The organism is Micromonospora sp. 050-3 (assembly GCF_046549335.1).
GTDB lineage: Bacteria > Actinomycetota > Actinomycetes > Mycobacteriales > Micromonosporaceae > Micromonospora > Micromonospora trifolii.
This window is the reverse complement of the sequence record NZ_JAJPVX010000002.1, coordinates 1,646,826-1,659,924: the sequence shown is the minus strand read 5'-3', so window position 1 is coordinate 1,659,924 and position 13,099 is coordinate 1,646,826. Positions and strand designations below refer to the sequence as shown.

14 protein-coding genes are annotated in these 13,099 nt (G+C 72.0%); 6 read left to right on the top strand and 8 right to left on the bottom strand.

Annotated elements, in window-relative coordinates:
• Window positions 1–86 precede the first annotated feature (86 nt).
• A complete protein-coding gene (locus ACLJOK_RS22705) occupies window positions 87–1,508 on the top strand; it encodes a hypothetical protein (RefSeq protein WP_410820680.1) in 1,422 nt (473 codons plus the stop codon).
• A 34-nt stretch (window positions 1,509–1,542) separates the two neighbouring features.
• Complete coding sequence (locus ACLJOK_RS22700; protein ID WP_410820679.1) at window positions 1,543–2,409, top strand: 3-methyladenine DNA glycosylase; 867 nt, start codon at window positions 1,543–1,545, stop codon at window positions 2,407–2,409.
• Between the two features lie 258 nt (window positions 2,410–2,667).
• Here ACLJOK_RS22700 and arfB read toward each other — a convergent pair whose 3' ends face one another.
• The 7 genes from arfB to ACLJOK_RS22665 all read right to left on the bottom strand — a co-directional run bounded on the left by arfB (window position 2,668) and on the right by ACLJOK_RS22665 (window position 8,441).
• Window positions 2,668–3,093 carry an alternative ribosome rescue aminoacyl-tRNA hydrolase ArfB gene (arfB, locus tag ACLJOK_RS22695; protein ID WP_357754697.1) on the bottom strand — a complete coding sequence of 142 codons (426 nt, stop codon included), beginning with the start codon at window positions 3,091–3,093 and terminating at the stop codon, window positions 2,668–2,670.
• A gap of 252 nt (window positions 3,094–3,345) precedes the next feature.
• On the bottom strand, window positions 3,346–3,642 hold the full coding sequence (locus ACLJOK_RS22690) for a hypothetical protein (protein WP_410820678.1): 297 nt from the start codon (window positions 3,640–3,642) through the stop codon (window positions 3,346–3,348).
• 98 nt (window positions 3,643–3,740) lie between these two features.
• A complete protein-coding gene (locus ACLJOK_RS22685) occupies window positions 3,741–4,595 on the bottom strand; it encodes a S1C family serine protease (protein WP_410820677.1) in 855 nt (284 codons plus the stop codon).
• Between the two features lie 38 nt (window positions 4,596–4,633).
• Window positions 4,634–5,593 (bottom strand): VWA domain-containing protein, encoded by a 960-nt coding sequence (locus tag ACLJOK_RS22680; protein ID WP_410820676.1) that lies wholly within the window; start codon window positions 5,591–5,593, stop codon window positions 4,634–4,636.
• On the bottom strand, window positions 5,590–6,603 hold the full coding sequence (locus tag ACLJOK_RS22675) for a DUF58 domain-containing protein (RefSeq protein WP_410820675.1): 1,014 nt from the start codon (window positions 6,601–6,603) through the stop codon (window positions 5,590–5,592). Before ACLJOK_RS22675 ends, ACLJOK_RS22680 begins: the two co-directional genes overlap by 4 nt.
• Window positions 6,600–7,649, bottom strand: a complete 1,050-nt coding sequence (locus ACLJOK_RS22670; protein WP_410820674.1) for an AAA family ATPase — start codon at window positions 7,647–7,649, stop codon at window positions 6,600–6,602. The genes ACLJOK_RS22675 and ACLJOK_RS22670 overlap by 4 nt, the downstream gene beginning before the upstream one ends.
• 282 nt (window positions 7,650–7,931) lie before the next feature.
• Window positions 7,932–8,441, bottom strand: coding sequence for a hypothetical protein (locus ACLJOK_RS22665; RefSeq protein WP_410820673.1), 510 nt, complete (start codon window positions 8,439–8,441; stop codon window positions 7,932–7,934).
• Window positions 8,442–8,782: 341 nt separating this feature from the next.
• Between ACLJOK_RS22665 and ACLJOK_RS22660 the strand changes: the two genes are divergently transcribed.
• Window positions 8,783–9,766, top strand: a complete 984-nt coding sequence (locus tag ACLJOK_RS22660) for an endonuclease/exonuclease/phosphatase family protein (protein WP_410821568.1) — start codon at window positions 8,783–8,785, stop codon at window positions 9,764–9,766.
• Window positions 9,767–9,918: 152 nt separating this feature from the next.
• On the opposite strand, the gene cimA is transcribed toward ACLJOK_RS22660, so the two are convergent.
• A complete protein-coding gene (gene cimA / locus ACLJOK_RS22655; RefSeq protein ID WP_410820672.1) occupies window positions 9,919–11,502 on the bottom strand; it encodes a citramalate synthase in 1,584 nt (527 codons plus the stop codon).
• 315 nt (window positions 11,503–11,817) lie between these two features.
• Between cimA and ACLJOK_RS22650 the strand changes: the two genes are divergently transcribed.
• From ACLJOK_RS22650 to ACLJOK_RS22640, 3 genes are all read left to right on the top strand, one after another.
• Entirely contained in the window at window positions 11,818–12,015 is a 198-nt protein-coding gene (locus tag ACLJOK_RS22650; protein ID WP_410820671.1) for a hypothetical protein, read from the top strand.
• 2 nt (window positions 12,016–12,017) lie between these two features.
• Entirely contained in the window at window positions 12,018–12,548 is a 531-nt protein-coding gene (locus ACLJOK_RS22645; RefSeq protein ID WP_410820670.1) for a carboxymuconolactone decarboxylase family protein, read from the top strand.
• A gap of 82 nt (window positions 12,549–12,630) precedes the next feature.
• The gene (locus tag ACLJOK_RS22640) at window positions 12,631–13,089 is read left to right on the top strand and encodes a PRC-barrel domain-containing protein (RefSeq protein ID WP_410820669.1); all 459 of its coding nucleotides are present in this window, start codon (window positions 12,631–12,633) and stop codon (window positions 13,087–13,089) included.
• The last annotated feature ends 10 nt before the right edge of the window (window positions 13,090–13,099 follow it).

Sequence of the window (13,099 nt, the reverse complement as noted above, 5' to 3'; positions counted from 1 at the left end):
GCTGGAGGTGACCGGGGCGGACTTCTCGACTTCGTACCCGCACGGAGGCGGCTCGCCCCTAGCGTCGGCTCCGGAGGTTCGTTCGTATGCCTGCATCGACACGACACCACAGAGCCCTCGCAGTGTTCGTGCACTGCCTCGGCATCCTCGCCGCCGTGCCGGCCCTGCCGTCGGCGGCTCCGGAGGCGGCGGCCGCACCACGACCACCGGCCGCGACGCCACAACCAACGGCTGCCGCGCCACCACCACCGGCCGCGACACCAGCACCAGCGGGATCCCGGCCACCGGTGGCGATGGTCGCGCGGGTGACCGAGCCCACCCCTCCCTCGGCGCCACCGGCGATGGCGCCACCGACCCGGGCGCCGGCGTCGGCGCCCCCGCAACAGGTCACTGTGGCGGTCGCCACGGAGAGCAGCCCGGCACCGAGGTACCGGATCCAGGTGCGCAACGTGAGCAACTCGCCGCTGGTGACCACCGTGCGTCAGGAGCTCCCGCCCGGCTCGTCGACGACCGCGATCAGCGGTGGTGGCCAGTCCACCCCGGCCGGCGGATCGGCCACCGAGGTGACCTGGCGGTTGCGGCTGCCCGCGCACAGCACCACCACCCTGGGCACCGCGCTCGCCGCGACCGTGCCGGGCCGGCCGCTGACCGCACCGACCTGCGCGTTCACCAGTGACGGCAGCCGGCCGTACGACTGCGCCAGCGCCACCTGGCAGGCGGCAGCGGCACCGGCGGCCGAGATGACCGAGGCGCCGCCGTGGCGCCGCTACCCGGTGCTGCTCGCCGGACTGGCTGTCCTGCTGCTGATCAGCGCCACCCTGGTGTGGGTGTGGCGACGTCGGCGCGGGCGTCGGGTGACGGCTGCCGCACTCTCCACCGGCGGCGGCGCCGAGGGTGGCCGCGGGACGGTCTACCCCCGCCCGGCCGCCCCGAGTCCGGTGCGGCGGCGGCGTACCCCGCCGGTCTGGATGTTGGTGGGCGCCGCCGTCGTGGTGCTGGCCGGCGTGGTCGGCACCGCGGGTTGGACGGCGACCCGGCAGGTGGCGGCGATCGACACGCAGAAGCAGCCCACCAGCGGCGCGTGGGTGGGCTCCGGGGTCAACGGGTCGCTGGGCGTGCCGCTGCGCGAGTCGGCGTTCGAGTTCACCGTGTACCGGATGACCTGCGGCGCGCCCGGCACCGCCGGGAAGCCCGACGGCGGCGGTGCCGCGCCGGCCAACGGTCGACGCTGCGAGGCCACGGTGGGTGTGCGCAACGTCACCGGCGACCATCAGCCGTGGCACAGCGAGCTGCAACGGGCGTACCTGCCCGGCGGGCGCTGGGTGAGCACCGACGAGTCGGCCACCCGGACGGCGAACCTGGGTCGGGACGTCTTCGCCGACCCGATGGCGGCGGGCACCCGGATGGTGCTCCCGCTCGTCTTCACAGTCGACGGGCGGGACCCGCCCCAGCAGCTGGAGCTGCGCAGCGGGGTGTTCTCCGCCGGGGTCCGGGTGCAGATGCCCTGACCGGGTGTGCGGGCGGCGGTCGTACCCTGGGTGCGTGACCGCCGCCCTCGCCCCCGCCGTGCTCGACGTGGCGCAGTGGCAGGCCCGCCGGCGGGCCCACGAGGAGCGGGTGGACGTCTGGCTGACCCCGCACCTGGCCCGGCGACGACGCGGTGAGCGGCACCCGGTGGCCGACTTCCTGTTCACCTACTACTCGCACCGCCCGGCCCAGCTACGTCGCTGGCATCCGGGGCCCGGGGTCGAGCTGCGCGACGCCGATCCGGCCGAGTTCGGCCGCGACTACCGCGCCAGCACCGCCGGGGTCACCCTCGACACCGCTGGGGTACGCGCGCGGCGCGGCGAGTCGATCGCCTGGATCCGCACCCTGCTGGAGGCGACGCGGGGGCGGGCACCGCACTTCGGCTGCTTCGGGATGCACGAGTGGGCGATGGTCTACCGGCAGACCCGGGAGGAGCTGCGGCACAACGCCTGGCCGCTGCGGCTCAGCGCGGAGCGCACCGCCGAGGTCGTCGAGGAGCGGGGCGTGCGGTGCAGCCACTTCGACGCGTTCCGGTTCTTCACCCCGCCGGCCCGCCCGTTGAACCTGCTCACCCCGACCCGGGAGACGCAGCACGCGCACGAGCAGCCGGGCTGCCTGCACGCCAACATGGATCTGTACAAGTGGGCGTACAAGCTGTCGCCGTTGGTCTGCTCGGAGTTGGTGGCCGACGCGTTCGACCTGGCCCGGGACATCCGCACGCTGGACATGCGGGCCAGCCCGTACGACCTGGTGGCACTCGGCTACCCGCCGGTGCGGGTGGAGACGCCGGACGGCCGGGCGGAGTACGCGGCGGCGCAGCGCGGGTTCGCCGAGCGGGCCGCAGTGCTGCGCGACCGGCTGCTCGCCGCCGTCCCGGCCTAAGTCGACCCAAACCCGCCCCACCCCGCCCCGCCCCGCCCCGCCCCGCACCGCACCGCACCGCACCGTCGATCATGGAGTTGTGGTGGGCCACAAAGCAGCCGTTACAGGACCAAATTGGGCACCACGACGCCATGATCGACCAAGCGGTTCCGCGATTTGTCAACGCCCGACCGCGCTGGCTGAACGGCGCTAGTCCTGCCTATGAGGGCGGTCGAGCCGAGGCGCAGGCCGGCCGTTCTTATGAAACAGGCACTGGGGTTAGTCGTCGTCGGCGCGGCGGTCCCGCTTGCGCTGGGACTGGCGTTTCTTCTCGGCCAGCCGGCGTTCCTTGGCCCCACGGGACGGGCGGGTCGCTCGACGCGCCGGTGGTGGAGGTGCGGCGGCCTCCCGCAGCAGCGCGGTCATCCGTGCCCGGGCAGCCTCCCGGTTGGCCAGTTGAGCCCGGTGCTCGCTGGCGGCGATCGTCAGCACACCGTCGACCAGGCGGTTGGCCAGCCGGGCCAACGCCCTCGGCCGCAGCCACTCGGGCACGGACGGCGAGTTGGCCAGGTCGTAGCTGAGCTCGACCCGGGAGTCCGCGGTGTTGACGCCCTGCCCACCCGGCCCCGACGAGCGGGAGAAGCGCTCCCGCAGCTCCCCGGCGGGAACGACCCACCGGTCGGTTACCCGCAGTCCGTCGTCCACGCCTCGAGGCTAGCCCCACCCGCCGTGCAGTCAGCTGGAGTACCGACACCCCAACCGTCGATCATGGAGTTGTGGCGGGCCGCAAAATACCCGCTACAGCGCCAATCCGGGCACCACGACTCCATGATCGGCGCAGGACTGGCCGCGATCTTGCGCTTGCTGCCCCGGCATCGGGGATATTGCGGGCCTTTCGGCGACCGTAAGTGCAAGATCGGCGCGGCCTTGCTTGCCAGCTCACCCGAGCTGCCGCCACTATCGGCGCGGAGGCTCACTCTGGCTTGGGGACTGGCTGGGCGCCGGCCCGGCGGTCTCCTCGTCGGAGCCGACGGCCGCGTACGCCACAGCGCCGAAGAGCAGCACCCCGATGACCGCGGCCTTCACGGCGACGCCGCGGATCAGCGACCAGGCGCCCCGGCGGGCGCCTGGCACCGATTTCTTGACGGTCTGGTAATCGTTCCACCCGCGTCGTGCCCGGGCGTACGCCGACCCCACTGCACATCCGATGACCAGGCCCACCAGCAGGAGGACCGTGAGAAGAGGACGCTCCACCTCCGCCAGTATCCATACCGAGCGTAATATTTCCATGGTCCGATGCCGTCCGGCCGGATATCTGACAGTGGTGGGCCCCGTCAGGGCGTTCGGGCAGCTCAGCCACCCTTGCCGATGATCGTGTCGGCGGTCTGCTGCACCTGGTCGATCGGGATGGCGAACCCGATGCCGATCGAGCCGTTTCCGTCGATGGTGGCGATGGCGGTGTTCACCCCGACCACCTCCCCGCGCGCGTTGACCAGTGGCCCACCGGAGTTGCCGGGGTTGATGGACGCGTCGGTCTGCACCGCGCTGTGCCGGTTGTTGCCGAGCCGTACCTCCCGGTCGAGCGCGCTGACGATGCCCGCGGTGACAGTTCCGGCCAGACCGAGCGGCGACCCCACCGCGAGCACCGGCTCACCGACCCGGGTCGCGCCCGGCTTGGCCAGGGGCAGCGGAGTGAGACCGGCCGACGCCGGCACCTTCAGCACCGCCAGGTCGCTGCGCGGTTCCCGTCCGACCACTTCGGCGGCGAACCGGCGGCCGTCGGGCAGCTCCACTGTCACCGGCCCGCCACCCCCCTTGGCCAGGATGTGGTCGTTGGTGATCAGGTGCTGCTGGTCGTCCACGGCGAAGCCGGAGCCGGTCGCGGACCCGCTGCTCGCGCCGCCGGCCAGCACCGACACCACACCCGGTACGGTCCGCTCGGCCGCGGTGACCAGCTCGGCCGGCACCGGGGCGGCGGACGCCGCAGCCGGGCCCCCAGCCCCGTCCCGGCTGGCCACCACACCACCGGCGAGAGCACCGGAGACGGCGGAGACCGCCACCACTGCCAGCACGGCGAGCAGCCGCCCGGGCCGTCGCCCGCCCGGGTCGCGTTCGGGTGCGTCCCACCACCCGCGCCCGTCCGGGTCGAGTTCCGGCGAGATGAACCAGGGACCGCGCGGTTCGCCCAGTCCGGTCTGTACTGCCATGCGTACTCCTCACGGTCGACGTCGGTTGTGCGCGGCGGTCAGGGCAGCCGGGAGAACCAGCGCATGGAGCCGGCGGCGGCGCCCATCGCGAACACCAGTCCGAGGCCGATGAACCGGGCCGAGACGTCCTGCCGCTCGGTGCGGTAGCCCACCGAGCTGCCGATGTCGTCGTAGACGGCGCGCAGCTCGTCGGTGGTGCTGGCCTCGTGGAACATGCCGCCGGTCTCCTCGGCGACCGCCTTGAGGGTCTGGCCGTCCACCGGCACCTGGATGGGTCGTCCACCTCGGTCGACGAACCCGGACGGGGTGCCGAACGAGATCGAGTGCACCGGCACCTCCGCCTTCACCGCTTCCGCGGCCGCCTCCATCGGGTCCATCCCGGAGGTGTTGGCGCCGTCGGAGAGCAGGATGATCCGGGCCGGTGGGGTCTCCTTCGCGGCTTCGCTGTCCAGGCTCTTGACCGCGCCGAGCGAGGTGTTGATGGCCTCGCCGATCGCGGTGCCCTGGACACCGGTGATGCCCTCGGCGAGCCGGTCGATCCCCTCGTCGAGGGCGTCCCGGTCGGTGCCCGGAGGCACCAGCACGGCCGCGCTGCCGGCGAACGCGACGAGACCCACGTTGAACTCGTCGGGCAGGCCCTCGACGAAGCGCCGGGCGGCCTCCTTCGCCGCGGCCAACCGGTCCGGTTCGACGTCGGTGGCGAGCATCGACGTGGAGACGTCCACCGCCACCATCACAGTGGCCCGTTCCCGGGGCACCCGGACCTCGGCGCTCGGGCGGGCGAAGCCGACCACGAGTAGCGCCAGCATGGCCAGGAAGAGCCCGGCCGGTACGTGCCGACGCCAGGCGGGCCGCTCCGGCGCCACCCGGTCCAGCAGCCGCAGGTTGGTGAAGCGGACCGCGTACCGGCTGCGTCGCCGCTGCACCACCAGGTACGCGAGGACCAGGGCGAGCACGCCGAGCAGCAGCCAGAGTCGCAGCGGCGACTGCCAGATCACGCGGCACCTCCCCGGGGCCGGCCGACCGGCGCGGCGGCCAGCCGACGCTGGGCGTGCACGTGGCGGACGATGTCCGCGCTCCAGTCCCCGTCGGTGCGCAGCGGCAGGTGGGTGGCCCCGCTGCGGCGTAGCGCCTGGTGGACCTGTTCGCGCTGGGCGGTGGCGGCCTCGGCGTACCGCTCGCGCAGCCCACGGTCCGATGTGCACACCTCACGGTGCCGACCGGTCTCCGGGTCGACGAGCGTGATCAGGCCGACGTCCGGTAGTTCCAGCTCACGCGGGTCCGTCACCTCGATCGCCAGCACCTGGTGCCGGACGGCCAGTCGGCGCATGGTCCGCTCCCAGGGCGCTACCTGGCTGGGGTCGTCGGGCAGGCCGTCGAGGAAGTCGGAGACCACCACGACCAGCCCACGCCGGTTGGCGATCCGGTGCAGCGCGTCGAGCCCGTCCGCCAGATCGGGCGGTACGGCTGTCGGCCCCCGCCCGGGTCGGTCGGTGGGCGCGGTGGCCCTGGGGGCGGCGAGCAACGCGCGGAGCAGAGACAGCAGATGGGTACGCCCGCTGCGGGCCGGGAAGCGGCGTACCCCGTCGGCGCGCAGCACCTGGGCGCCGAGGCGGTTGCCGCCACCCGCGGTCAGGAAACCGACCGCCGCGACGGCGGCCACCGCCAGTTCCCGTTTGTCCAGCTCGGCGGTGCCGAACTCCATGCTGGCGCTGCCGTCGACGAGCAGCCAGGTGGTCAGTTCCCGGTCGGCGTCGACCTGCCGGACATGCGGCACGGCGGTCCGGGCCGTCACCGCCCAGTCCATCCGGCGGACCTCGTCCTCGCCCGGCCGGTACTCGCGGCTGCCGGACGGCTCACTGCCGGGACCGGGCAGCAGACCACGGTACTGGCCGTGCAGCAGGCCGTTCAGTCGGCGGGTGACTGTCAGTTCCAGGCGGCGCAGGCGCTGGTCCGGGGCGAGCTCGGCCAGGCCGGGATCGGCGGGCGCGACGGCGGCGCGTCTCATGCCGCCGCCAGATCCGGTGTCTGCTGCGGGTGTCCGGTGGCCAGCCGGGGCGGCGGCACCGCCTCGACGAGCCGTCGCACCACGCTCTCGGCCGACACCCCGTCGGCGACCGCGTCGAAGGAGAGCACCAGCCGGTGGGCGAGGACGTCGACGGCCAGCTCACGGATGTCCTCGGGCAGCACGTACTCCCGCCCGCGCAGCAGTGCCTGTGCCCGGGCGGCAGCGACCAGGCCCAGGGTGGCCCGGGGGCTGGCCCCGTACGCCAACAGCGGGGCGATCTCGGGCAGCCCGAACCGGGCCGGGTCGCGGGTGGCGAGGATCAGCCGCACCACGTACTCGGCCAACGCGTGGTGGACGAAGACCCGCTCGGCGTGGAGCTGGAGGTCCCGCAGCCGTTGCGCGTCGAGCACCTGGCGCGGGGTCGGCCGGTCGGTGCTCATCCGGTAGAGGATGGCCAGTTCGTCGGCGTCGCTGGGGTAGTCGACCACCACCTTCATCAGGAACCGGTCTCGCTGCGCCTCCGGGAGCTGGTAGACCCCCTCGGACTCGATCGGGTTCTGGGTGGCCAGCACCAGGAACGGCTCCGGGACCGGCCAGCTGCGCCCGCCGATCGAGACCTGCCGTTCGGCCATTGCCTCCAGCAGCGCCGACTGGACCTTGGCCGGGGCCCGGTTGATCTCGTCGGCCAGCACCAGGTTGGCCATGATCGGGCCCAGCTCGATGTCGAAGGTCTCCTTCGACGCCCGGTAGATCCGGGTGCCGACGATGTCGGAGGGCACCAGGTCCGGGGTGAACTGGATCCGGGAGAAGCTGCCGCCGACCACTGTCGCGAGGGTCTGCGCGGCCAGTGTCTTGGCCACGCCGGGTACCCCCTCCAGGAGGCAGTGTCCGTTGGCGACCAGGGCGGTGAGCAGGCGTTCGACGAGGCGATCCTGCCCGACGATCACGCGTTTGACCTCGAAGAGGGTCTGTTCCAGCTCGATGCCGGTCGGCTCCGGATCGACCGGGCTGGGCATGCTGGCCAGGGTGTCCGAGATGTCCGTCACGGTGCTTGCTTCCCGGGCACGCGCCCGGCAAACGTCGGATTGTGCGGCCCGGACCGGCCCGGAGTGGCCGGAATGGGGAGGAGCCGCGCGGAAGGGTGACGACCGTCGCGAGCTTGCCGAGGGGTGGACAACCGGCAAGGGAGCGGCCACTGTGCGCCGACCGGCACGAACCGGTCGAGGAGGGACCGACCCCTTCCTGGCGCCGCCCATCCGGGCCGGGCGCCGGGCAGACAGGGTCCGGCCCCCGCGCCGGAGGCGACGGGGGCCGGGTGATCGGTTCGGTCAGGGTGTATGGGTGAGCAGGGTGAAGCCCAGGTCGGACGGGGTCCCGGCCGAGTTGCGGGTCTGCACGAAGACCCCGTTGGGTGTCAGCAGCCGCGGGGCGACCGAGACCTCGCCACCGGGCGGGATGCAGCAGGAGCCGGACAGGGAGAGGGTGGCCAGGAAGGCACCAGCCGACACGGTGTGACCGAAGATCACCTCGTACTGACCGACGCCGTACTTGACCACGGTGCCGCCGCCGCGCGCCTTGGTGCCGTTGGAGTTGACGACGGTGTAGACGTTGGTGGCCACCAGTGGGGTGGCCGCACCCGCCTTCAGCGCGGCTTTCGCGATGCGCGCCGACTCGGCGCTGACCGGCGGCTGGGAGTTCGTGCCGCGTGCCGCCGGCTGGACGGCTTCCTGCGGCGCCTTCGCCGACGGCTGGGCGATAGCGATGCCCCCGCCGGCGAGACTGAGCCCCAGGACAGCGAACGTTACCGCCGCCACCTTACGTCGGAAGGATGTGCTCATGACAGGTCCCCCTTGTGTGACCGTGCGAATTCGGCCGACCCGCGGGGCGGGACGGTTGACTGCCAATAAATAGGCGTACGACGACAGTTGGGCGGGGGAAAGCGGCCTCGCTCACACCCGATGAGATTAATTTCCTAGCAATCTACATCCCACCTGAGCTGCTCTTACTACTCAGAGTTGCGTCGTTTAAGCCAGATGGAACGTAGCACCGAAAAAAGCCGCCAGTCAATAGTTGATCTCGCTTTTCCGGGGTGTCAACCAGCCGTCAGACAATTGTGAAATGTGAGCGCACCACCATTCATGAAATGGCTTCGCGGGGCCCGACTAGGATCACCGTCGTGATCGTCGACGCTCCACCCGCGCACCGATTCGCTCGGCTCGGCACGGTGCTCTGCTGGCTTGCCGTCGTACCCACAGCCCTCTGGGCGGCCGCCCGACTGCTCGGCCTGGACCGGGGGCCGTTGGTGCAGGCGCTCGCCTTCACGCCGTACGTCGCGGCCGTCAGCGTGCTGGTCCTGGCCCTCGCGCTCGCCCTGCGGCGCTGGTGGCCGGCGGCGCTCGCGGCCCTGGCGGCGGTGGCGTTGCTCGGCACCGTGGCACCTCGGGCGCTGGCCAGCCCGCAGCCGGCGGCGGCCGGGGCGACCGTGCGGCTACTCACCGCCAATCTGCTCGCCGGCGCCGGCGACGCGCGGACGCTTGTGGAGTTGGTCCGGAGACACCGGGTGGACGTGCTCGCCGTGCAGGAGTTCACGCCGGACGCGCAGGTCGCCCTGGATCAGCTCGGCCTCGCCACGCTGCTGCCGCACCGGCAGCTCAACCCGGAGGTGGGCACCCCCGGCTCCGGGCTCTACTCGCGGTGGCCGATCACCGACGGCGGTGTCCGGCGCAACCTCGAGGGCTGGGGCTTCAGCCAGGCGTACGCGACGGTGTCCGTCCCCGGCGGGCCCCCGGTCCGCGTCGAGTCGGCCCACCCCTCGGCGCCGTACGCGCTGGACCAGGTGGGCGCCTGGCGTGCCGACCTGGCCGCCCAACCACCGGCCACCCCGGACGGTGGCCTGCGGATCCTCGCCGGAGACTTCAACGCGACCCTCGACCACAGTCCGCTGCGGGCCCTGCTACGCAGCGGTTACGTCGACGCCGCCGACGCCACCGGGAAGGGACTGACCGGCACCTGGGGTCCGTACGACGGTGACCTCATCCCACCCGTCACCATCGACCACGTCCTGGTCGACAACCGGATAGCGGTCCGCTCGGTGAAGGTGCTCGACCTCCCCGGCACAGACCACCGTCCCGTCCAAGCCACCCTCACCCTCCCCACCCCCTAACCCCCGCCCCGCCCCGCCCCGCCCCGCCCCGCCCCGGTCGATCATGGACATGTGGTGGGCGTTTTGGGCACCGAAGCCCCGTACGTGCGCCACCACAACTCCATGATCGACGCTGGCGGGGCGGCGGGCGGCGGGCGGCGGGCGGCGGCGAGTCAGACGGAGGTGGGGGCCAGGCCGTAGGTTAGGGCGTCTACCAGGGCGTGCCAGCTGGCCTCGACCACGTTGGGGTGGACGCCGACAGTGGTCCAGTCCCGGCCGCCGCCGTCGGAGGTTTCCAACAGGACCCGGGTGACCGCGCCGGTGCCGTGGCTGCCCTCCAGGATGCGCACCTTGTAGTCGGCCAACTCGAAGTCGCGCAACTGCGGATAGTGCCGCGCCAGCCCCACCCGCAACGCCTCGTCGAGGGCGTTGACCGGGCCGTTGCCCTCGGCGGTGGCGATCACCCGCTCGCCGCGAACCCGGATCTTGACGGTCGCCTCGGAGACCACCGCGCCGTCCTCGCGGTGCTCGACCAACACCCGGTACGACTCCAGGGTGAACGGCCGGGCCGGGCTGCCTTCCGGCAGTTCGGAGCGGACCAGCAGTTCGAAGGAGGCATCGGCCGCCTCGAAGGACCAGCCACCCGCCTCCAGCTCCTTGACCCGCTTGCTGACCCGGTTGAGGGCGTCCGGGCTGCCGGCCAGGTCCAGCCCGAGCTCACGACTCTTGAGCTCGACGCTGGCCCGACCGGCCATCTCGGTGATCAGGATCCGCATGTCGTTGCCCACCACCGACGGGTCCACGTGGTTGTAGAGCAACGGGTCGACCTTGATCGCGCTCGCGTGCAACCCCGCCTTGTGGGCGAAGGCGGCGGCCCCGGCGTACGCCTGGTGGGTGTCGGGGGCGATGTTGGCGATCTCGGCGATGGCGTGCGAGACCCGCACCATCTGCGCCAGGCAGCCCTCCGGTAGGACGGGCATGCCGAGCTTGAGTTGGAGGTTGGCGACGACCGCGAAGATGTCGGCGTTGCCCGGGCGTTCGCCGTACCCGTTGGCGGTGCCCTGCACGTGGCGGACGCCCGCCTCGACGGCGGCGATCGTGTTGGCGACGGCGCAGGCCGTGTCGTTCTGGGCGTGCATACCGAGCAGCCCGGCGTCGATCCCCAGCCGGTCGGTCAGGTCACGGATCACGGCGGTCACCTGGGACGGCAGCATGCCGCCGTTGGTGTCGCAGAGCACCATCCGCTCGGCGCCGGCGGCGAGCGCGGTCTGGACCACTGCCGCGCCGTACGCGGGGTCGTGCCGGTAGCCGTCGAAGAAGTGTTCGCCGTCGACGAAGACCCGTCGACCCTCGCGGACGAGGTGGTTGACGGTGTCGTGGATCATCGCGAGGTTCTCCGCGCCGGTGGTGCGCAGCGCGCGCTCGACGTGCCGGGTGTCGGCCTTGGCGACCAGGGCCACGGCCGGGGTCTGCGCGTCCAGCAGGGCGCGCACCTGGGGGTCGTCCGCGACCGGAACACCGGCCTTGCGGGTGGCGCCGAACGCGACGAGTACGGCGTGCCGCAGGTCCAGCTCGGTGCGGGCGCGGCGGAAGAACTCGGTGTCCTTGGGCACCGCGCCCGGCCAGCCGCCCTCGATGAAGCCGACGCCGAACTCGTCGAGCAGCCGGGCCACGGCCAGCTTGTCGACCACCGAGTAGGTGAGCCCCTCGCGCTGGGCGCCGTCGCGCAACGTGGTGTCGAAGACCTGGAACGTCATCAGGATCCTTTCTCGGAGCAACAAAAAGACCTCCCGCGGATGCGGGAGGTCTGCGCGCTCGGCAGAGGGGAGAGCCGGCGCGCTAGGTCGCAATAATCAGGGCGGTGCTGGTCACGATGGCCACTCTGCCACCCCTCCCCTGTTTTGGGAGGAACAATCCACATAGCGGGATGGTGACGGAGGGTTCGTTCGCACCGGACCGCCGCTCGTGATCGGCTTCACAAGCCGCCAGGCCACTCATCGGCGGAAACTGCCATGCGGAAGCATCTGGAATGGATCCGATGATGGCCACCGCGCCGTCTGCAAGGAGGACCTGTGCTCACAGTCAGTGACCGCTTACCTGAGCACGGACTCACCGCCTGCGTATCGCTGGCCGCCAACAACGCGTCCAAGACGATCAACCACACGTCCCACGAGGGCACGTGGTGTGTGGTCTTCGTCGGGCAGATGGGCTTCACCTCCATCAGCCCGACGGAGATCGCCGACGAGACCCTCGCCGCCACCGGGGTCTGACCATGGGGCTGGACGCGATCACGGCAGCCCTGCCGGAGTACGCCAAGGACATCAAGCTCAACCTGGGCGCCACCGTCGGTTCCTCAACGTTGACCCCGATGCAGACCTGGGGCACCGCGCTGGCCTGCGCGGTGACCGCCCGCAACCCGCTGGTGCTGCGGGAGATCGCGGCCGAGGCGCTCGGGCACCTCGGGCCGGGGGGTGTCGAGGCGGCCAAGGGCGCTGCGGCGATCATGGCGATGAACAACATCTACTACCGGGCCAAACACCTGATCGGCGACGAGCAGTACGCCTCCATGCCGGCGCGACTGCGGATGCAGATCATCGCGAAGCCGGGGGTGGACAAGGGCGACTTCGAGCTCTGGTGCCTCGCCGTGTCGGCCATCGCCGGCTGCGGGGTGTGCCTGGAGCTGCACGAGAAGAAGCTGCGCGGCAGCGGCTTCACCCGGGAGCAGTTGCACGAGGCCCTGCGGATCTCCGCCGTGGTGCACGCCGCTGCGGTCACCCTGGACGCCGAGGCCGCACTGGCCTGAGCCGGTGGCCGTTTCCGGCCCCCGACAGCCGGGTAGCTCCTGCGGAGACATGAGTGATCGGTGACAGTCAGGAGTGAACGGCATGGACAGGATCGATCCGCACGCCACCCACGCCGGGCCGGACCCGCTGCGCGGAGGCGACCAGGGCACGGTGCCCGGCGGCGCGCCGGCCGGCACGTTCGACCCCTGGCGCTACCGGGACCAGGCCGGTGTGGCCGACGCCGACCTGGTCGGCTACAAGGTCGAGGCCAACGACGGTGGAATCGGCAAGATCGACAGCGCCAGCCACGAGGTGGGCGGCAGCTACCTGGTCGTGGACACCGGGCCCTGGATCTTCGGCAAGAAGGTGATGTTGCCGGCCGGCACCGTCAACCAGGTCGACCACGACCAGCGCATCGTCGCCGTCGACCGGACCCGGGACCAGATCAAGGCCGCCCCGGAGTACGACGAGGCCAGCCACAGCGACCCGAGCTACCGGGATCAGCTGGGTGGCTACTACGACGAGACGTACGGCGCGCTCCCGCCCGGCACCGCACGGTGACTGTTCGACC